Origin of the sequence: Selenomonas sp. AE3005, assembly GCF_000686945.1 — a bacterium.
In the GTDB taxonomy this organism is placed as follows: Bacteria; Bacillota; Negativicutes; order Selenomonadales; family Selenomonadaceae; genus Selenomonas_A.
Genome location: NZ_JMME01000013.1, coordinates 99,039 through 116,675, shown reverse-complemented (window position 1 = coordinate 116,675; position 17,637 = coordinate 99,039). Strand labels below are relative to the sequence as shown.

Below are 17,637 nucleotides of genomic sequence, written 5' to 3'. Positions count from 1 at the left end.
CAGCTGACTTTTCTAGCTGCTTTTATTGTGGGGAAATATGATTCTGCTGTGCAAAGGCAGAATCTGCACTTACGACTGGCCGCCAGCTGCGTGCAATGTCGTTTGGCCGCTGTGCTGAAAGGCCTGTCAGCCGTTAAATATGTATTTTGTCTGCTTGCCACGCCCGGTGCGGTGGATATGGCCCTGGTTTATCAAGGTCAGCAGTACACGGGTGGCGGTGGAGGTGCTGGTACAGAGCAGTTCCTCGACGTCTTTGCGCGTGACAGTTTTTTGCGCTTGGATAAATTTTAAGGTTTGTTCTTCCGGGGATATGGGAGTGTCTTTTACATAGAGCGGCCCTTTTTCCAGCCTGGGGAGAATGACTTTAAACACGTGGGGTGCCGTGAGAAATTCCGGCTGGTCAGCGTTCAGAGAGTAGGCGTTTTTTATTTTGGGCAGGCCTGTGCCGTAGGCCTCGATGAGCTCGAGCCGGTAAAAGATATTAGCCAGTTTGGGATTGCGGCAGAGGCTGATACCCAGCATGATGTCGGCTTTTTCCAGACCGGGCATAAGACCGCCGATAGAGGTGAATTCCATGCGGTTGTCATAAATACTAATCAGGATACTGCTGCTGAAGGCATAATCACGATGAATAATACAGTTTAAAAGTGCCTCACGCAGGGCGTCATCAGGGTAGGCTTTGAAGTCATTGCGATATAGCCCGGAAAATTCGGCCGTGGTCGGATTGTTGAGCTGCAGGTAAGCATAGCAGTCCTCCAACTGGCTGAACAGGGGGCCGGAAAATTCGCGGCGGTCCTGAAAATTTTTCTGATTGGTGCCACTAAAGACGGCGGTTTTGATGGTAAAAGGGCATTGGTCGGAAAGCAGCAGCCCCAGATTGGTATACACACCATCATGACGCTGCAGGCCGAGGGAAAATTTTTGTTCGCCGGCTAATTGCAAGCCTTTGGCCGCGAAAATGGCGGTAGTTTTTTGGAAGGTGAGTTCCTGAATGAGCGAAATATTATCTTCCATTACGTCACCGTCAGCGGTTTTTATCAGCTGGCGAATCTGTTCCGGTGAGGCCGGGACGGAGGCACTGCCCTGACGTACATACACGCCGGAGGATTTAAGGCCTTTACTGATAAGGTAATAGGGCTTGTTGGTGCCGCTGGCGATGGTCAGGTGAATAACGTCATGCTGTTCAATCTGTTCAACACGCATATCTGTGAACATCATAATGTCCGGGTGAATAGAATCACGCAGCATACTGGCCAGGCGCAGCATGGTCTGGTCTGAGTCGCTGACACCAACGACTGTGCCATCGTCTGCAATGCCGATATAGATAGAACCGCCATTGGTATTGGCAAAGGCAAGGACTTCTTTCTTTATGTTGTCAGTGAGTTCGCGTTTGTATTCGGTATGTTCATTTTCTTTGGGGAACATGTACATCACCTCTTTCTAATCAATATTATAATCATTCTGTTCATTATATGCAATAACTGATTAAATTGATTATCAGGCTGGCCGGGGGAGTTTTGCCTGTGGTAAAACCGGGACAACGGGGTTATAATATAGACAACGTGAAATTAAAAGGAGCGTAGGACAGTTGCTGACGATTGCGGAGTTGCAGGCCGGGGTTATTTTTGGGGATAACAATACCCGGGAGTATGTGTATATGCCGGGCAGTGAAATCGGGGTGGATAATCCCGTGTGTGTTTATGAAAATGCCGGACAGCGCCGGGACGTGGACATGGAGGAGGCTTTGCGGCTTATCCGGGTGCGGTCATTAAGACAGACGAGGCACCCGGTGCTGGGCGAAAGTTCCTGCTGACGGCGAGAGTTTTGGCTGACAACGAGAATTTCTGCTGATGGTGAAAGTTTTGGCAGCAGGGGAGATTATTTTGCGGAAAGGGAGGGGCAAGTATGGCGGTACAGAAACCTGTGGCACCGACACCGCCCACGCCGCCGAGCGTACCGGGAGTGACGCTGCAGGAGGGGGGCACGGTACGGGACTCGAATGTGCCCCAGAACATCAAGCAGAATAATGACGAACGGCAGGAGGCGCAGGCACGGCAGGCCGTGGCGCAGGGTGACGGCGCTTTGGCTAAAACCACGACGACCAGACCGGAAAAGCCGGAAAAGCCGGAGCGTCCGGCCAAAAGTCAGGCGGTGGACGCCAGCGGCGGTGCCTCGCAGGCCGGGCAGACGGTGATAGTGCCGGCAGAACAGCTGCCGCCGGCCGGACAGGAAAATGTCGATAAGGCTGCGCAGGCGCAGACAAAGACCGAAACGCAGGCGCAGGATAGCAGCCTGCCGGCTGATTTTGCTGCCCATAGCGGTGTTTTCTGGGGCGCAGTGATTCTGCTGATGGCTGTGGTGTCGTGGTTCGGCATCAAGAAGATTATGAGCCGCCGTAAAGGCCGGCGCGGCTTGTCCTGGGACGATTTGGACGGGGCGGCAAAGCCTGTGAAGGTGGAAACTTTTGACGAACTGCGCGGCCTGACACCGGACGAGGTGTTAAAGAAAATGGCGGCGGACGAGAAGAATAGGGCCCGGGCCGAGGCGCGTCAGGCTCGTGACGAGGCCCGGCAGCGGCTGGAAAAAGCCGGACGTATCCCGGTGAAAACGGCGGTGCCCACGACGGCGGCCCGGCAATACCGCGAACAGGTGGTGGCCGGTGCGGCCAGCGCTGACCTGCCCAAAGCCAAGCCTAAGCCCGTGGTGAAAAAACGTCCGGTAAAGCAGGAGGATGAGCAGCGCTTTGAGGTGCGGATTTAAGGACGGAGGTAAAAATTGTCGGCAAAGGTAAAGAGGGATATTGCGGGCCTGGCTGCCCTGGCGGTGGTAACAATATATTTCGGGTATGGCGAAGGCAATCCGCAGTTACAGAAAATCCTGTTTGTCATCGGCTGGACGGCTGTTTGGATTCGTTACCGGAACTGTGGTTTGGGCCATGAACAAATCCGCTGGCCTGATTCACTGGCCGTGGTTATGCACCTGTATAAGATTTCCCTGATAGTTTTGCAGGTTGTATTTTTCGGTGTGGGGCTTGTTGGTTTGCTATGGGTAATGGATATGCTGCCCCTGCTGCCGGATAGTTTTTGGCTGCAAGGCGGGCTGGCCATTGTACTGGTAGTGCTGCCATTTTGTCTTTCCTTGTTGTCGGAGTGCTGGAATCTTCACGATAAATGGGCGCTGCGCACAGGCAAGGATACAATCGATGGCTTTATGGCGGCAATGCTGGGACATGACCGGGGAGTAAAAAAGTTCGACAAACACTCATGGCTGTTTATAGACCTTTTTTTGCTTTTAATGCTGGGGTTTACTTGTATAAGCTGGGGGGAACCACTGCCGCAGGAGAATAAATGGGAAATATGGCTCGGTTGGGCGTATGCTGACTTTTTGCTTTTACAGGGCTATTTGTATATGCGCTATCGCAAGGAGGGGCTTTGATGCAGGCAGAGGTAGACAAAGCAATTTGCGTGGGCTGCGGTATGTGCGTGAGTACCTGTCCGGAGGCCTTTTGTCTGGGGAAGGACGGGCTGGCGGAAAGTGTGGGAAAAATTCCTGCCTACGTGCAGGAGGACGCCTGGCAGACGGCTGGTGACTGCCCGGTGGGGGCTATTAGTATCAGGAAAACTGATGATGGTATACTTGAGCAGCACTCTTTGGTGTGATGTATTGTATTTCCGATATGGCTGTGCTATAATGAAAGCAGTTAGAGTGAACTATGAACATTGAACTCAAAGACTAGAAAATCCCCTGCGACTGGTACTCGCAGGGGATTTTTGTACGTCATTTACCAGCTTAATGATTCAAATAGTAGCTGAATAATTCAACTAGAATTCCGACCAATAGCGGTATCAGTACATGAACTATGAACTTGTCCCTCAAAGATTTCACCTCCTTTCACAGAGGCAAGTAATATTATAGCACAAAATCCTCTTTCACAGGGGATTTTGTGCTATAAATATAATACATGATATTTAATTATCATACCGCTTTATAATCCGATATGTCGTATCCCGTTGGGCGGCGTCGCGGCCGGCGCCTTGAATGAGGTTTACCATTTTGCGGATAGACATGTCGTAGCGTGTCCCGGCAGCGCGGACGACATTTTCTTCGAGCATAATGCTGCCTAAATCGTCACCGCCAAAGCCTAAGGTCAGCTGGCCGATACGTTCGCCCTGGGTGAGCCAGGAGCCTTGGATATGGTCGATGTTATCCATGTAAATGCGGCTCATGGCCAGGGTTTTCATGTAGTCCCAGGCGCTGACTTTTTCGCCGCCGATATCGGTGTTGCCGGGCTGGAATGTCCAGGTGATAAAGGCGCGGAAACCGCCGGTCTTATCCTGCAGGCGGCGGATTTTTTCCATGTGTTCAATGCGCTCTTCCATGGTTTCGCCGAGGCCGATAACCATGGTGGCCGTGCTTTTCATGCCGATGGAGTGGGCGGCCTCCATGACGGCCAGCCAGTCGTCAGTCATGATTTTCTTGGGGCTGACGATTTGGCGCACGCGGTCGGAGAGGATTTCGGCACCGCCGCCGGGCAGGCTGTCAAGGCCGGCCGCCTGCAGGCGTTTGAGGGTTTCGAGGACGGACAGTCCTGCCTGCCGGGCAAAGTGCTGGATTTCCGTGGCCGTGAAGGAATGGATAGTGATATCAAAGTTAGATTTTATTTTCCGCAGCATTTCCTCGTAAAAGGGCAGGCCTAAGTCGGGGTGCAGGCCGCCCTGAATCATGACCTGCGTGCCGCCGGCCTCGACAGTTTCGCGCACCTTGGCGAGAATGGTGTCATAGTCCAAAAGGTAGGCGTCCTTATGCTCCTTGCGGCGGAAGAAGGCACAGAACCGGCATTCATTCTGGCAGATGTTGGTGTAGTTGATATTGCGGTCAACGATGAAAGTCACCGTATTGCCAAACCGTTCGCGGCGGATAGCGTCGGCGCGGGCGCCGAGTTCGAGCGGATTGCCGTGGGTTAAAAGCTCCACGGCCTCCTGTTTTTCCATGCGCATTATCCTTCACCTCCCTGTCTTGCCGGCTGATAACTGGCGTCGCGTTCCACCGGCTCGTAGCCTGTTTCGCGAATGATGGCGCCGAGTTTTTCGCGTGTGATACCGGCACCGGTCTTAGCGCCGGCGGCATGAATGATTTTTTCCTCGCCGATGGTGCCGTCGAGGTCGTCCGCGCCAAAGCCCAGGGCGAGCTGGGCGATAGGCAGGCTCAGCATTACCCAGAAGGCTTTGAAATGGTCGAAGTTATCGAGCATGAGCCGGGAAAGGGCGAGCATTTTGAGGTTCTCCCAGGAGCCGGCCGGGGTGATTGTGTGTTCCTGCGCGAGCTGCGTGTTTGCAGGGTGGAACGGGAACAGCATAAAGGCGCGGAATCCGTGGGTTTTATCCTGCAGTTCGCGCAGTTTCAGCAGGTGTTCGAACCGTTCGCGGACGGTTTCCACATGGCCGTACATCATGGAGGCGTTGGTGGCAATGCCGAGTTTATGGGCGCGTTCCATGGTGTCGAGCCACTGCGCCGTGTCCGCTTTTTGCGGACAGATAATCTGCCGTACCCGGTCCACGAGGATTTCGGCACCGCCGCCGGGCAGGGAGGACAGGCCGGCCGCCTGCAGGACTTCGAGCACCTGCTGTACGGACTGGCCGCTGATTTTGGCAAAGTGGACGATTTCCACGGGGGTAAAGGCGTTTATCTCCACGTCGGGGAAGGCGGCGCGGATTTTTTTCACGGCGTCCAGATAGTAGGCAAAGGGCTGGCTCGGGTGCAGGGCGCTGACGATATGGATTTCCGCGAGGCCTTTGATATTACGGGCGGCGGCGATTTCGCGGTCCAAATCTGAAGGACTCAGTAAAAAGCCGCGGCGGGCGGCGTCCTCCTCGGGCACCTGAAAGGCGCAGAGGGGGCAGCCGGAGGCGCAGATATTCGTGAGGTTGATATGGCGGTTGACGGTGTAGAACACCTGCCGGCCGCTGTGGCGTTCCTTGGCAGCCCGGGCCCACTTGGCCAGGGACATCAGGTCATTTTCCTCATAGAGGGCCAGGCCTTCCTCCAGTGAGAGGCGCTGGCCGGCAGCCGCTTTTTGCCGGGCGGCTGCGAGTATGGATTCATTCATGCTATACCTCAGTCCTTGTTCCGGATAATGTTGAAATTGCAGTCACTGGCGGCCGGAATGCGGCCGGCCTCGCGAATGATATGGACGATGGTGTCCTCGGGCAGGGCCGTCGGACTGGTGGCACCGGCGTCGTGGAGAATAGTTTCCTTATGAATGGTGCCGTCGATATCGTTCGCGCCAAAGCCTAAGGCCAGCTGTGCGACAGGTACGGTGAGCATAACCCAGTAGGCCTTGATATTGCGGAAATTGTCGAGCATGAGCCGGGAGATGGCCATGGTGCGCAGGTCGTCCCACATACTGGTCTGGGTGATGTTTTCCCCGAGCTCCGTGTTCTTGGGCAGGAAGGGGAAACAGATAAAGGTCTGGAAACCGCCGGTTTCGTCCTGCAGTTCGCGCAAGGTCAGCAGGTGGTCGACACGTTCCTCCACGGTTTCGATATGGCCGTAGAGCATTGAGGCGTTGGACTTTATGCCGAGGCTGTGCGCCGTCCGCGCGACTTCGAGCCATTCTGCGGCCGTGGCTTTCTTGGGGCAGAGCTGCTGGCGTATACGGTCGGAGAGGATTTCCGCACCGCCCCCGGCGATGGCCTGCAGGCCGGCCGCTTGCAGCCGCAGCAGCACATCTTTGATGGACAGGCCGGAAATCTTGGCAAAGTGGACGATTTCCACGCCGGTAAAGCCTTTCAGATATAATGAGGGGAAAGTTTCATGGAGGGCTTTTAAGATTTCCTCGTAGTTCTCAAAGCTCCAATCCGGGTGCAGGCCGCTGACGACGTGCAGTCCGGCCAGATGGGGGTCACGCATGGCGTCGCGGACGAGCGCGATGGCCTTGTCCTTGGTCATGGCATAAGCGCCCTTGCTGTCCTTGTCCCGGCCAAAGGCACAGAACTTACAGTGCGAGGTGCAGATATTGGTGAGGTTTACGTGACAGTTTACATTATAGTAAACGATGTCCCCGCATTTTTCGCGGCGGACGTAATCGGCCAGAGCGCCGAGCCAGGCGATATCGTGGCAGGCAAAAAGCCGCAGCCCGTCCTCACGGGTGAGGCGTTCGCCGTTCATAACTTTGGCCTCGATATCAGCGTATTCTTTCGTACAAAGCAATGTATTCCCTCCTCGGGAACCGCAGGTTCCCCGGTAAAAATTTGAACAATATCATTATGGTGTTATAACTCGTAAGCGAGTTGAAACGCCAAGCGGAAGTTTTGCCGGTGGCAAAACTGGAACAACGGCGTTATAATGATTTATGTATTCATAAAAAAGGAGAGGATTCGATGAATCACCAAATACCTCAGGTTTCTTATGCTGTGGTGGGCGGTTCCGGCACGCTGTCCAGCGATTTTCCGGCCAACCTGCCCGACAAAGATGTAAAAATATTAGAAGATAACCTTTATTTTGCTACCCCGTATGGGCAAAGCCCGGCTATGCGCCTGTTTTCCGTGGGGGAAAAGAAAGTCCTGTGCTGCCGTATGCATGGCTGGCGCAGCGGTGTGACCAGAGCTGACGCCAGCCGGCAGGTGTTCTGGGTGTTCCGCGAGGCCGGCGTCAAACGTATCCTGTCTGAAGGGGGCGTGGGCACGGTCAATCACCTGCTCGACCCGCGCGATTTCATGGTGCCGGACGATTATCTTGACATGTCCAACCGCAAGGACGTCATGCTGGACGGACGCTATCTGCTCATCATGCGCGACGCCCTGTGCCCCGAACTGCGGCAGAACCTCATAAAATCCGTGCGCAGCCGTTTTAAGGGGCGCGTATTTGACCGCGGTATTTACGCTGTCACCGATGGCCGTCATTTTGAAAGCCCGGCAGAAATCGCCATGCTCAAAGGTCATGCCGATATTGTCGGCCAAAGCATTGCCCCCGAGGTTTATCTGGCCCGGGAAATCGGCGCCTGCTATGCCGGCCTTTACTATGTGGTCAACTACGGCGAAGGGCTCGAACGTGTCTGGTCGCACGACACCATGCGTGATATTTTCTACGATGACGCGCCGATGATTGGCGAGATTCTCCTGGAAACTATCCGCAATGTGGACGCTGACCATCATACCTGTGAGTGTCAGAGCCTCCGCAAGGAAACGCTCCTGAAGGACGTTTATAAGGAAGAATCCGAAAAAGGTTAAAATTACAGCCCTCAGCTGAGGGCTGTATTTATTTCCGGTACTGCCGGGATAAGTCCCTCGGCAAAGGCCAGCTGATAGAACAGCTGCAGGGATTTTATATGCTCGGCGGTCAAATCCCAGTGGATAATGCCGCCTAAGTAATGGTCGAGGATTTCATAGGAAAAATCCTTGGCCGCAAAAACGGCTTTGATGGCCGCGTCCTTGTGCCTAAGGCCGTCATGCAGGCCGTCAATAATACGCTGATGGGCCAGTTCCAGCTGATGGGGGCAGTCGGCGGCAAAGTCCTTTTGCACGGCCCAGACAGCATAGACCATGGAATGACCGGTCAGCTTATGCCACTCGCGGCCGAGGTCGTAGTAGTAAAGCCCCGGCTGCCGGTTGTGGTAGAGGTGCAGGGCGTCGTCCCCAATTAAAAGCGCGGCGTCAGCCCCGGCCGGCAGGTAATCGTCAAGGCCGATGGGGCGGATTTCATAGGCCGGTTTTACGCCGTAGCCCCGGTGCAGGACGATTTTCAGCAGGCAGTGGGACGTTTCCGACTTGGCGGTCAGAATGATTTTGCTGCCGTCAAGTTCGGCGGCCGGTTTGCGCGACACGAGGACAATGCTTTCCACGTCGGCGTCAGAACGAATGCAGATATCCGGCAGGATTAACAGCTCTGCCGCATTGCGGGCGTAGACGATGGAGGACACGGCGCTGATGTCAAGCTGGTGAGCCCGAATCTTCTGATTGAGCTCCGCCGGCACCGCCTCCGTCAGCTGCAGGCCGTCAGCAAAGCCGTGGGCATAGCTGTAGGTCAGCGGCAGGACATTGAGGAAATTGATATGACCGATACGCGGTTTTTCTATACTTTCCATAGGTATGACGCTCCCTATAATTACTAGAATCAAATACCGCTATTATAACATATATTGGAAGGAAATGCACCGCGCTAAGAATTGCGGAAAAAACATAAAAAAAGTCTTGACACATATAATACTCTCCGCTATAATATTTATTGTTGATAGCGCGAAAGCGCGAGAACACAGGGGTATCGCCAAGTTGGTAAGGCACGGGTCTCTGAATCCCGCATGCGTTGGTTCGAGTCCAGCTACCCCTGCCATATGAAATATAAGCACCGCGAAAGCGGTGCTTTTTTGTGTGTTCGTATGCTTGTATTCTTTATTGAGGGGTGCTATAATAAAAGTACGAAACAGTTGGTTATGAGTTTCGACTTCAAAGGATTAGAAAACCCCCGGAATTGCCGTTCCGGGGGTTTATTGTTTTTAGAATTTCCAATTCATGCCGAGCTGGCCGGTGAGGCCGCGTTGTTTGCCGGCCCAGGCGGTGAGGCCGAGGTCGAGGGTGAGGGGGGAGGCGTCAGGTTTTACCTGCCAGCCGAGTTCAAACATGCCGCTGCCGCCTTTGACACTGGGGGAGGGCGTGCTGTTGCCGTTGTAGGTGGCCCGGGCGTCGCCGTCAAATTCGTACTGGTAAGCCACGCCGCCGTAAAGGCTGCTCTGCTTATTGAGCTTATGTGTCAGGCGTGTGCCAAGGCGCAGGCGGTGGCTGCTGACGCTGTCAAAGTTGTAGACTTCGTCGGGGACGCCGGCGGCGTGCATGGTGACGTTATCGCCGGACTGCCGGGAGTAGAAGTATTTGACGTAGCAGTCAAGTTGGTCGTCGGCGGAAATTTTGCTTACCTTGCCGAGTCCCAGGTGGGCGGCGATATAGTTGCTGCTGCTGTCGTAGTTTACATTTAAAGTGTTGACGTTGCCGCTGTAGTCGGCTTTGACCTTGCCGCCGCGGAGGCTGCCCTCGTAGTAAAGGCCGTCATGGTTCGTCTGCCGGGCCATCAGGCCGAGCCCCCAGTAACTGGAATTGCCTTCGCCGTGGGTGCCGTTGTCGAGGTAGCTGTCATAGGAGCCGCGGCCGTATTCGACCAACGGGCCAAAGAGGAGCTTGCCCTGCCGGTTGTTGATTTCCTTGGCAAAACCGACGTTGAGGGCCCAGCTCTTGGCGTCAACATAGGAACCGCTTTCGGCGCGGAGGCTGCCGGTGCCGATGGCGGTAACGCCCTTCGCCGCAAGGTTCAATGTATTGCCGCTGGAAGTGGCGGCGATGCCGCCGCAAAGGCTTTTGACGGCAAGCTGCAGGGCAATTTTTTTACGGGGGGTAAAATACCAAAGAGAGCTATTCTCATTATGAGAAATGCCCTCCCTGGGTGAATAGGTGTCTTTATTTGCGCTTTTTGCCTGGACATGGAAAACTCACCTCATAAATCAATTGTAACAGTTTCCGAACTGTTTACCTGCATTCGTTGTAAACATAGGAAAATCCTGCCGGTGGTAAAAGTATACATTCGCGGCAGGGGCGGACAATATAAAACCCCCAGGACGATTGCCCCGGGGGTTGCTCTTTAGTTTATGCCTGTTTCAGCCGCTGCAGTTCGTGGGTTAGTTCCCCAAGCTGGCAGGTGAGCCGGTCCATTGATTTTTGGAAGGTCGTCAGCAGGTAGAACGTCACCACAATGGGGAAACCCACGGCGGAAACCGCGGTCAGAAGTGTTTCCGCCATAGCTTAGGCCAGGACTTTCTCGTCCACATCTTCGATGTAGATTTTCTTGATGGCCGTCACGGGCGAGCCGTTGACGACAATGGCCTGCTTGGCAATGACCTCGGTGAGGAAGGCCGTGACATCGGCGGCGGTGAGGTTCTGACGCGGTGCTGCCAGGGAGAGCGTCGTGCTTTTGCCGTTTTCGAGGGACATAATCATTTTTAACGTGGATTTCATGGTGATTGCTCCTTTCGCACAGATGGTAGTTATTCAGCTAGGTCAGCGCTGTCCTGGCGGTCGATGGCGTGGACGGGGAAGTCCTGCAGGTCGCCGAGCTTTTGGCCCAGGGCGAGGACATCATCGTCAGTCAGCTCCGGGTTCACGTTGTAGCTGCGCGTGGCGATGACTTCGTGACCGGCGCTGTTGGTGGCGGTTACGACTTTGAGGTTGAGTTTGGTGACGGGGTTCATGCGTGTTGCTGCCATGTTAATCATCCTTTCTGTTGGTAAGTTGTTTGCTGTTGTCATGGCCCTGACACTCTTATACATAACTTTGCCCCGGCCAAAATCGCCTATAGCTGTAAATCTTTTTTTGACCACTTCCAGGTGTTCATTCTGCGCCGTTGGAAGTGGTCATTTTGTACTCACCAATACCATAGACTACCATATATAACCATAAGATAAGGTGCCGCAGGGGCTTAATGTATAAATATGCAAAAGGGAATGTTAAGGAAAATTAACAAAGTTAAACAGAGTTAACAAATGTTAACTGTTCGAGGAAGTGTGTTTATGAAGAGGACAGAAGAATTTTGTGGACATTTGTCCATATCGCGTTTTTGCCGTTGAGTAATTTTGACCGGCTGCAAATTTGTAAACCTGGGGGCCTTTGTCCGGCGCCTGGTCATGAAATTTTTCCCTTAGATGAAATAAAAATAAAAAATAGAAAATGATAAAAAATAATTCACAAATTGCTTGACATGGCGAAGAAACAAGCGTATCATTGTGCGTGTAAGAGGGACATGAACAACAATCTTCCCTTGCAAAAAAATTCACAAAAGAGGCGTTTATCATGGCAATGTCAAAAGAATTGGAGCAAACGTTTAACGCGTGCCTGCGGTGTGCAAACATCGAGGCAATTCGGGAACGGGACATGGACAATGGTGGCTATGGCTGTGTGATTTCTCCCGGTTCCGGTGCGGACATGGTGCTCAACAATGTTCGGGCAGAGGGTTTTCTGAAGAAACTGGCGGCCCGGTACGGCAAGGATTTGCGGCAGCTGGCGCGTCTGCGCGGTCTGGCAAATGGCAATGTGCGTAAACGTGTGGATTTTTACAATATCAGTCCGCGGCTGCTGTTTTTGCCGCTGCGCTATCGCCGGGCGGTGAATTCTCATCATACGACGCGGCTCTATGCGAATGTAATGCGGCTCGTGGACGTGACAAGTGACGCAGAGGGCCGGACGCTGCTGCGGTTTTTGTCCGGCCGGACGCTGCCGGTGAAGGTGTCCTATGAATTTGCCCGGACGCGGCTGCAGGAAGGCCGGGGGTGGCTTTATCATGAGTACTATTATTGTCAGCAGACTTTGCGCAGTATGCAGGTGACACTGGGACGCCTGGAAAAACTGGCGGAGGAATGGTGATGATTAGCGGCGATAATAACCGCGTGGTGCTGCTGCGGCTGGATATGGCAGAGAAAATCGGCCGGCTGGAGGCTATGCTGCTATCGCAGATTGATTACTGGCTGGAACATACACATAATTTTGCGGACGGGCGGTTCTGGGTATACAATACGGAGAGCGAGTGGGGACGGCAGCTGGGCGTGTCAGTGGCTAGTGTCAAACGGGCGGCGGCGAGTCTGGAAAAGCAGGGGCTTATCGTGCGGCGGCGTCTCAATGGCAAGGCGTATGACCGGACGCTGAGTTACAGTATTTGTTATGAAAAACTGCGGGATTTAGGCTTTCGGGCCGGGCGGCGCGGTTTTTGGCAGCTGCCGGATAAGGTGAGTGTCTGGGATAGGCCGGCGGACGCTGCCGAGACTTGGAGCGAAGGGGAGGATAACGTATGGGCGATGGAAATGTAACGCTGGAAAACTGCATTTTTCACGGGGGACGGTGTCATATCACGCCGGATACTATCAAGGCGCTGGTAAAAAGGTACGGGCTTTATATGGTGGACCGGGAGCTGGCGGTGCTGTGGTATGAAATGTTTAATCAGGAAGTCCGTTATCCGGCCGCGTGGCTGAAACGGGCGATTGAGTTCAGCTATAGTCCGCAGATACCGCATGCGGAGTATGTGCAGGATAAGCATGGCAAAATCCGGCAGGCCAGAGGATTGGCGAAGGAGAAAGCCATGAAAGAGGCGTATGCGAAAATCGACGAGGCTATGGCCGCGGAGCGGGAGGCCGAAATGCCGGCAGCGCAGAGTGAGTTCTGGCAGTTCGTGCCGGCAAAAGTGAAAGAGAAAATAGCGGCCAGCTCCGCGAAGTGAAAACTTCCGCGGAGTTTTTTGCTGCATAAAATGTCATATTTAATCTTGTCAAGAGTTATCTTATATGATAACATGGGCTTAACGAGGGAGATAATAATGTCGTGGTCGGTTGAGTTTTATCAGAAAGAAAATGGTGAGATTCCTGTATTGGAATTCATGCTTTCGTTGGATGCTAAAATGAGGGCGAAAGTACAACAGACGATTGATTTGTTGGAGAATACGGGAACAGGTTTGCGTGAGCCTTATGTTGCGCCGCTAAAGGGCGATAAATATAAAGGAATATGGGAATTGCGTGTGAAATTTGCCTCTAATATTACAAGGGTGTTTTACTTTTCTTTTCAAGGCGATACGTTTGTATTGCTAAATGGATTCAAAAAGAAGACGATGAAAACACCTGTCAGTGAATTGGATAGGGCATTGCGTTATAAGCATGACTATGAAAGGAGAACGCAGAATGAGTAAGGCTGGAGTCAGTGCCGCAGATGTGCGCGCCGTGTTGATGAAAGATGAAGAGTTCAAGCAGGAGTACGAGCGTTTGCAGCCGCGATATGCGTTGATTGCGCAGCTTATCAATGCCAGACAGGAACAAAAGATTACGCAGGCGGAAATGGCAGAGCGTATGGGGACAAAGAGGTCCAATATCAGCCGATTTGAAAGCGGCACATATAATCCGTCACTGGATTTTTTGATAAGAGCAGCAGCGTCGTTGGGGAAGAAAATTGAGTTTTCCCTGCGTTAAGGGAAAAGTTCCTAAAAAAATACGCCGAACTTGGCGGCAGGGGCGAGGTCTGGCCACGCAAAAACCGGGCATAACATTCCGTGGGGGAAGTTATGCCCGGTTTTGTTTTTTTAAGCAGCTGGTTTGGATTTCTTGGGGATAATGCCGAAGTCCTCAGCTAATTGTTTTACATCGAAGATGTTTTTTATATCCTTATTCTGGTCGGTAAAAACGATGAACCATTCTTTGTTATCGTAATTATGTTTAACCAGCTGTCGCAAAGCATCAGTTTTGGTCTTGCCCACATAGGTTTCTGTTACGTTAAGGTTGCGGTTGTGTAATGTATAAACATACATACCGTTAACCTTCTTGATGGTGATTTTGCCGTAGGTGTAGCCGCCGGCTACCTGGTCGAGTTCGTTGTCGGACATGCGGTTGGCAGCACTGCCGATTAAATTCCCTGCTTTTTTGAAGTTGTCTTTGATGGTAGTCATTTTGATTAGCCCCTTTCCTTTTTCTTTTGTTTGTCTTTCTTTTCTTTGTTCTTTATATCCGCGAAAGGGGCAAAGTGTGTAGCGGGAAAAGCAATTTTTTTTCATAGCGATTTTTATTGCGCGGCGTGGTTGGCGGGGGTATAATATACATATAGTAGTGTTTGTAGTTTTAACGAGAACTATTCGCAGTAAGGAAATGGGATTTTCCAACAAATAATGAGGAAAGGAGAGATGTTTATGAGTCTTAGCGGTATCAACAGCTCGCTCAACCAGCTGAATCGTGCGCAATCGCTGCAGTCGCAGAGTATTCAGCGGATTGCCACCGGCTCTAAGCGCCCCAGTGCGGCGTATGGCGCCTCCGATTATGCTATTGCCCGGAAAATGCAGTACAATATCGGCGGTGTAAGCCAGTCCAATGCCAATACGCAGACAGCTAACTCCATGCTGAATGTGGCCGGCGGTGCGGTGAGCAACACCATCAGCTCGTTGTCGTCCCTGAAAGAGACGCTTATCAACGCAGCTAATGGCACCAACGGCCAGACGGATATCGCCGCTTTGCAGGAAACTGTGAATCAGACGCTTTCCCAGATTGACACCAACGCTCAGGCTGAATACAACGGGCAGAAATTGCTCGATGGCAGCCAGACGGTGACGGTGGCCGGGATTGACGGTTATGAAAATATTGCTTTGGGTGATATGAGCGCCAAAGGCCTGGGGCTGACGGACGCTCAGGGCAAGAGCAATATCAATCTGCAGGAGGCCAACAATTCGCCGGAAGGCCTGGCCAATGCCATCGATACGGTGGACGCGGCGCTCAACAAGGCCCTTGACCAGGCCACCGATATCGGTGCCGCCCAGCAGGGAATGGAGTATCAGTCTGCCAATTACACCACGATGGAGGAAAACCTCCAGAATTCACTGGCAGTAAATGATGACGCGGATATTGCCGCAGAATCGGTGAATAATGCCAGCGCTAATGTGCAGAGCCAGATGGCACTGTTCGCGGTTAAGCAGGGGCTGCAGAATTTCAGCCAGCAGATGTTGGGCACGCTCAACAACCACAGCCGCGGCGCAGCATTTAATATGCTGTCCTAAAAGGCAAACGAAAAGCCGTCCTTTTGTATAGGACGGCTTTTCTCCCTCGCGGTATGGTCTTACCCGAGGTATGGTTGGCTGCTACGCATTATAAAACCAACCAAGAATAGATGAGATTTGCGACTATACCAGCCAAAACAGCTAGTATAAAGTCGCGGAGCAAATGAGACAATGCATACACCTCCTTTCCGCTACGGAGGCGCGTAGCAAAAATAGTATAGCATTTTTGCAGATGATATGCTATACTATCCTTAGATGAGGTTGAGCAAGTGATTCATTGCTTACCGCGTTATCGGTTTGGTCGCCGGTAACGCACGTGTCCGCATTTGGGACAGTAAAAGCCGCCCTTTTGGTCGAGGGCGGCTTTTTATTATATAGAAGTAAATCGACGTAAAACGTCCTTAAATATGCAATTCCACCACATCTACGCCGCTGTTTTTTATAGCGGCCAGCTCGCTGGCATTGCAGCCCTGGCTCCGTTCCATGGCGACACCATCAATATTTACGAGCAGAAGAACGGCAAGTTTGAAATTGCCTACACCCACCCCGAAAAGCTCGAATTCCTGCATGCCATCTTCGGCGGCCAGGTCAACGGGGAAAACACCTTCATCATCGGCCACCGCAAGGGCGAAAGATATTTGCTGGCCTTCACCTACAAAGACGGCAAATATGTGGCTGACAAACTCGACGAAGGCTGCGGCGCGGCCAATGTCCTGCACTATGTGCATGACGGCAAAGAAATCCTTATCGGCGCCAACCGCGAAATCAACGAAATTGCGATGTATGAGCTGACTAAATAAAAAGACTTTGTGTACGAGCACAAAACTTTTTAAATCCTATTGAAAACTTCAAATATCTGATGTATTATAGGAATATAAGCAATTGGGAAGAATACAAAACTGTAGAAATTATGTGCGAGCACATAGCTTAATGTGTTGGAGGAAAGCGTATGTTAGAAGAACTGAAAGAGAAAGTTTACGAGGCCAATATGCTGCTGCCTAAGCACAACCTCATTACCTTTACCTGGGGCAATGTTTCCGGCATTGACCGTGAGAAGGGGTTGTTTGTCATCAAACCGTCCGGGGTGGAATATGATGTGATGAAACCGTCGGATATGGTGGTAGTTGACCTTGACGGCAACAAGGTGGAGGGTGACCTCAATCCTTCCTCCGACACGGAAACGCACCGGATTTTCTACAAGGAATTCCCCAATATCGGCGGCGTGGTGCATACCCATTCCCGTTGGGCAACGATTTTTGCCCAGGCCGGGCAGGGCGTGCGCGCTTACGGCACGACGCAGGGCGATTATTTCTACGGGGAAATCCCCTGCACGCGCGATATGACGGAGGAAGAAATCAAAGGTGCGTATGAGTACAACACCGGCGTGGTAGCGGTGGAACGGTTCAAGAAATACGGCATTAACCCGGACTACGTGCCGGCAGTGCTCGTCAAGAACCATGGCCCGTTCACCTGGGGCACGGACTGTTTCAACGCTGTGCACAATGCCGTAGTGCTTGAAGAAGTCGCCATGATGGCCTTCCATACGCAGATGCTCACGCAGGATCGCGACCCCATGCCGCAGGTGCTGCTCGACAAACACTTCCTGCGCAAACACGGCCCGAACGCTTACTACGGCCAGAAGAAAAAATAATCTTGCAATCCCCTGTGACCGCCATTATGGCGGTCTTTTTTTGTACAAAAAATAGACTGCCTGCAGCCAAGGCAAGTGAAAAAGAACCGTCATGTTAGTCTGACGGTTCTTTTTGCACCATATTATGATTCTCCGACAACCTCACTGTGTTCCAGCGCAAAATCCAGCAGCAGGCCAATCAATTCATTGCTGGTACGCCCTGTACTGTCCGCGAGCTCGTTTATACGCTCGAGGGTATCCGTTTTCAGCCTGACCGAAAAGACGCGATAGCCATCATCGCCACGCAGTTTCTTTGTGATGAGAAGTTTGTTGCTCATTATTACCACCCCTGCTAATAATTGTATATCAAATAATATGACATACAAATGTTTAAAAATATATTATATTTGCAGGTTATGTTTTTGTACATATGAAAACAAAAAATATAACAAATT

At 52.3% G+C, this 17,637-nt stretch carries 24 protein-coding genes and 1 tRNA gene; 14 read left to right on the top strand and 11 right to left on the bottom strand.

Translation table 11 applies throughout. The annotated features are described in order from the left end of the window. Positions 1–126: 126 nt before the first annotated feature. Complete coding sequence (locus tag DL94_RS0108945; protein ID WP_028129858.1) at positions 127–1,425, bottom strand: RNA-binding domain-containing protein; 1,299 nt, start codon at positions 1,423–1,425, stop codon at positions 127–129. Between the two features lie 163 nt (positions 1,426–1,588). Here DL94_RS0108945 and DL94_RS0108940 point away from each other — a divergent pair, with 163 nt between their 5' ends. The 4 genes from DL94_RS0108940 to DL94_RS0108925 all read left to right on the top strand — a co-directional run bounded on the left by DL94_RS0108940 (position 1,589) and on the right by DL94_RS0108925 (position 3,659). Then, positions 1,589–1,813: a hypothetical protein gene (locus tag DL94_RS0108940; RefSeq protein WP_028129857.1), complete on the top strand. Its 225-nt coding sequence runs from the start codon at positions 1,589–1,591 to the stop codon at positions 1,811–1,813. Positions 1,814–1,905: 92 nt separating this feature from the next. Further along, a complete protein-coding gene (locus DL94_RS0108935) occupies positions 1,906–2,760 on the top strand; it encodes a hypothetical protein (protein WP_028129856.1) in 855 nt (284 codons plus the stop codon). Positions 2,761–2,775: 15 nt separating this feature from the next. Beyond that, entirely contained in the window at positions 2,776–3,435 is a 660-nt protein-coding gene (locus DL94_RS0108930; RefSeq protein ID WP_028129855.1) for a hypothetical protein, read from the top strand. Next, positions 3,435–3,659 carry a ferredoxin gene (locus DL94_RS0108925; protein ID WP_028129854.1) on the top strand — a complete coding sequence of 75 codons (225 nt, stop codon included), beginning with the start codon at positions 3,435–3,437 and terminating at the stop codon, positions 3,657–3,659. The genes DL94_RS0108930 and DL94_RS0108925 overlap by 1 nt, the downstream gene beginning before the upstream one ends. Positions 3,660–3,968: 309 nt before the next feature. Here DL94_RS0108925 and mqnC read toward each other — a convergent pair whose 3' ends face one another. Genes mqnC through mqnE form a run of 3 tightly spaced genes read right to left on the bottom strand, consistent with a single transcriptional unit; the run spans position 3,969 to position 7,209 of the window. Beyond that, on the bottom strand, positions 3,969–4,997 hold the full coding sequence (gene mqnC / locus DL94_RS0108920; protein WP_028129853.1) for a cyclic dehypoxanthinyl futalosine synthase: 1,029 nt from the start codon (positions 4,995–4,997) through the stop codon (positions 3,969–3,971). Beyond that, entirely contained in the window at positions 4,997–6,106 is a 1,110-nt protein-coding gene (locus tag DL94_RS0108915) for a radical SAM protein (RefSeq protein WP_028129852.1), read from the bottom strand. Before DL94_RS0108915 ends, mqnC begins: the two co-directional genes overlap by 1 nt. An 8-nt stretch (positions 6,107–6,114) precedes the next feature. Further along, complete coding sequence (gene mqnE / locus DL94_RS0108910; RefSeq protein WP_028129851.1) at positions 6,115–7,209, bottom strand: aminofutalosine synthase MqnE; 1,095 nt, start codon at positions 7,207–7,209, stop codon at positions 6,115–6,117. 170 nt (positions 7,210–7,379) lie between these two features. Here mqnE and DL94_RS0108905 point away from each other — a divergent pair, with 170 nt between their 5' ends. Next, positions 7,380–8,228, top strand: a complete 849-nt coding sequence (locus DL94_RS0108905; protein ID WP_028129850.1) for an MTAP family purine nucleoside phosphorylase — start codon at positions 7,380–7,382, stop codon at positions 8,226–8,228. Positions 8,229–8,239: 11 nt separating this feature from the next. On the opposite strand, the gene DL94_RS0108900 is transcribed toward DL94_RS0108905, so the two are convergent. After that, positions 8,240–9,082, bottom strand: coding sequence for a menaquinone biosynthetic enzyme MqnA/MqnD family protein (locus DL94_RS0108900; RefSeq protein WP_051586393.1), 843 nt, complete (start codon positions 9,080–9,082; stop codon positions 8,240–8,242). Positions 9,083–9,251: 169 nt separating this feature from the next. Here DL94_RS0108900 and DL94_RS0108895 point away from each other — a divergent pair. After that, positions 9,252–9,327: transfer RNA gene (locus tag DL94_RS0108895), tRNA-Gln, on the top strand. Between the two features lie 163 nt (positions 9,328–9,490). Here the strand turns inward: DL94_RS0108895 and DL94_RS14610 are convergent. The 4 genes from DL94_RS14610 to DL94_RS0108875 form a co-directional block, all read right to left on the bottom strand. Continuing rightward, the gene (locus DL94_RS14610; protein ID WP_051586392.1) at positions 9,491–10,300 is read right to left on the bottom strand and encodes an autotransporter outer membrane beta-barrel domain-containing protein; all 810 of its coding nucleotides are present in this window, start codon (positions 10,298–10,300) and stop codon (positions 9,491–9,493) included. 328 nt (positions 10,301–10,628) lie between these two features. Beyond that, positions 10,629–10,781 carry a YvrJ family protein gene (locus tag DL94_RS15650; RefSeq protein WP_072023108.1) on the bottom strand — a complete coding sequence of 51 codons (153 nt, stop codon included), beginning with the start codon at positions 10,779–10,781 and terminating at the stop codon, positions 10,629–10,631. A 3-nt stretch (positions 10,782–10,784) separates the two neighbouring features. Further along, entirely contained in the window at positions 10,785–10,997 is a 213-nt protein-coding gene (locus DL94_RS0108880; RefSeq protein ID WP_028129848.1) for a DUF2922 family protein, read from the bottom strand. A 29-nt stretch (positions 10,998–11,026) separates the two neighbouring features. Continuing rightward, positions 11,027–11,359: a DUF1659 domain-containing protein gene (locus tag DL94_RS0108875; protein ID WP_081798791.1), complete on the bottom strand. Its 333-nt coding sequence runs from the start codon at positions 11,357–11,359 to the stop codon at positions 11,027–11,029. A gap of 469 nt (positions 11,360–11,828) precedes the next feature. On the opposite strand from DL94_RS0108875, the gene DL94_RS0108870 reads away from it, so the two are divergent. From DL94_RS0108870 to DL94_RS0108850, 5 genes are all read left to right on the top strand, one after another. Continuing rightward, positions 11,829–12,398: a hypothetical protein gene (locus DL94_RS0108870; RefSeq protein WP_028129846.1), complete on the top strand. Its 570-nt coding sequence runs from the start codon at positions 11,829–11,831 to the stop codon at positions 12,396–12,398. Beyond that, the gene (locus DL94_RS14605; RefSeq protein ID WP_051586390.1) at positions 12,398–12,838 is read left to right on the top strand and encodes a helix-turn-helix domain-containing protein; all 441 of its coding nucleotides are present in this window, start codon (positions 12,398–12,400) and stop codon (positions 12,836–12,838) included. Before DL94_RS0108870 ends, DL94_RS14605 begins: the two co-directional genes overlap by 1 nt. Beyond that, the gene (locus DL94_RS0108860) at positions 12,820–13,245 is read left to right on the top strand and encodes a hypothetical protein (protein WP_028129845.1); all 426 of its coding nucleotides are present in this window, start codon (positions 12,820–12,822) and stop codon (positions 13,243–13,245) included. The genes DL94_RS14605 and DL94_RS0108860 overlap by 19 nt, the downstream gene beginning before the upstream one ends. Positions 13,246–13,341: 96 nt before the next feature. Continuing rightward, positions 13,342–13,707 carry a type II toxin-antitoxin system RelE/ParE family toxin gene (locus DL94_RS0108855; RefSeq protein WP_028129844.1) on the top strand — a complete coding sequence of 122 codons (366 nt, stop codon included), beginning with the start codon at positions 13,342–13,344 and terminating at the stop codon, positions 13,705–13,707. Next, positions 13,700–13,984: a helix-turn-helix domain-containing protein gene (locus tag DL94_RS0108850; protein WP_028129843.1), complete on the top strand. Its 285-nt coding sequence runs from the start codon at positions 13,700–13,702 to the stop codon at positions 13,982–13,984. The genes DL94_RS0108855 and DL94_RS0108850 overlap by 8 nt, the downstream gene beginning before the upstream one ends. 110 nt (positions 13,985–14,094) lie before the next feature. Here DL94_RS0108850 and DL94_RS0108845 read toward each other — a convergent pair whose 3' ends face one another. Then, complete coding sequence (locus DL94_RS0108845; RefSeq protein ID WP_028129842.1) at positions 14,095–14,457, bottom strand: VCBS domain-containing protein; 363 nt, start codon at positions 14,455–14,457, stop codon at positions 14,095–14,097. Positions 14,458–14,694: 237 nt separating this feature from the next. On the opposite strand from DL94_RS0108845, the gene DL94_RS14600 reads away from it, so the two are divergent. From DL94_RS14600 to DL94_RS0108830, 3 genes are all read left to right on the top strand, one after another. Next, positions 14,695–15,552, top strand: a complete 858-nt coding sequence (locus DL94_RS14600) for a flagellin (RefSeq protein WP_051586389.1) — start codon at positions 14,695–14,697, stop codon at positions 15,550–15,552. A gap of 407 nt (positions 15,553–15,959) precedes the next feature. Further along, positions 15,960–16,352 (top strand): hypothetical protein, encoded by a 393-nt coding sequence (locus DL94_RS0108835; protein WP_028129841.1) that lies wholly within the window; start codon positions 15,960–15,962, stop codon positions 16,350–16,352. Between the two features lie 149 nt (positions 16,353–16,501). Further along, a complete protein-coding gene (locus DL94_RS0108830; protein ID WP_028129840.1) occupies positions 16,502–17,203 on the top strand; it encodes an L-ribulose-5-phosphate 4-epimerase in 702 nt (233 codons plus the stop codon). Positions 17,204–17,325: 122 nt separating this feature from the next. On the opposite strand, the gene DL94_RS0108825 is transcribed toward DL94_RS0108830, so the two are convergent. Continuing rightward, positions 17,326–17,520 carry a ribbon-helix-helix protein, CopG family gene (locus tag DL94_RS0108825; protein ID WP_028129839.1) on the bottom strand — a complete coding sequence of 65 codons (195 nt, stop codon included), beginning with the start codon at positions 17,518–17,520 and terminating at the stop codon, positions 17,326–17,328. Positions 17,521–17,637 lie beyond the last annotated feature (117 nt).

Coding starts and splice junctions, on each gene's coding strand:
- DL94_RS0108870 (WP_028129846.1), top strand. CDS start 11,829: ATGGCAATGTCAAAAGAATTGGAGCAAACGTTTAACGCGTGCCTGCGG.
- DL94_RS0108830 (WP_028129840.1), top strand. CDS start 16,502: ATGTTAGAAGAACTGAAAGAGAAAGTTTACGAGGCCAATATGCTGCTG.
- DL94_RS0108945 (WP_028129858.1), bottom strand. CDS start 1,425: ATGTTCCCCAAAGAAAATGAACATACCGAATACAAACGCGAACTCACT.
- DL94_RS14600 (WP_051586389.1), top strand. CDS start 14,695: ATGAGTCTTAGCGGTATCAACAGCTCGCTCAACCAGCTGAATCGTGCG.
- DL94_RS0108900 (WP_051586393.1), bottom strand. CDS start 9,082: ATGGAAAGTATAGAAAAACCGCGTATCGGTCATATCAATTTCCTCAAT.
- DL94_RS15650 (WP_072023108.1), bottom strand. CDS start 10,781: ATGGCGGAAACACTTCTGACCGCGGTTTCCGCCGTGGGTTTCCCCATT.
- DL94_RS0108850 (WP_028129843.1), top strand. CDS start 13,700: ATGAGTAAGGCTGGAGTCAGTGCCGCAGATGTGCGCGCCGTGTTGATG.
- DL94_RS0108880 (WP_028129848.1), bottom strand. CDS start 10,997: ATGAAATCCACGTTAAAAATGATTATGTCCCTCGAAAACGGCAAAAGC.
- mqnC (WP_028129853.1), bottom strand. CDS start 4,997: ATGCGCATGGAAAAACAGGAGGCCGTGGAGCTTTTAACCCACGGCAAT.
- DL94_RS0108925 (WP_028129854.1), top strand. CDS start 3,435: ATGCAGGCAGAGGTAGACAAAGCAATTTGCGTGGGCTGCGGTATGTGC.
- DL94_RS14605 (WP_051586390.1), top strand. CDS start 12,398: ATGATTAGCGGCGATAATAACCGCGTGGTGCTGCTGCGGCTGGATATG.
- DL94_RS0108835 (WP_028129841.1), top strand. CDS start 15,960: ATGCAATTCCACCACATCTACGCCGCTGTTTTTTATAGCGGCCAGCTC.
- DL94_RS0108855 (WP_028129844.1), top strand. CDS start 13,342: ATGTCGTGGTCGGTTGAGTTTTATCAGAAAGAAAATGGTGAGATTCCT.
- DL94_RS0108860 (WP_028129845.1), top strand. CDS start 12,820: ATGGGCGATGGAAATGTAACGCTGGAAAACTGCATTTTTCACGGGGGA.
- DL94_RS0108935 (WP_028129856.1), top strand. CDS start 1,906: ATGGCGGTACAGAAACCTGTGGCACCGACACCGCCCACGCCGCCGAGC.
- DL94_RS0108845 (WP_028129842.1), bottom strand. CDS start 14,457: ATGACTACCATCAAAGACAACTTCAAAAAAGCAGGGAATTTAATCGGC.
- DL94_RS0108825 (WP_028129839.1), bottom strand. CDS start 17,520: ATGAGCAACAAACTTCTCATCACAAAGAAACTGCGTGGCGATGATGGC.
- DL94_RS0108905 (WP_028129850.1), top strand. CDS start 7,380: ATGAATCACCAAATACCTCAGGTTTCTTATGCTGTGGTGGGCGGTTCC.
- DL94_RS0108915 (WP_028129852.1), bottom strand. CDS start 6,106: ATGAATGAATCCATACTCGCAGCCGCCCGGCAAAAAGCGGCTGCCGGC.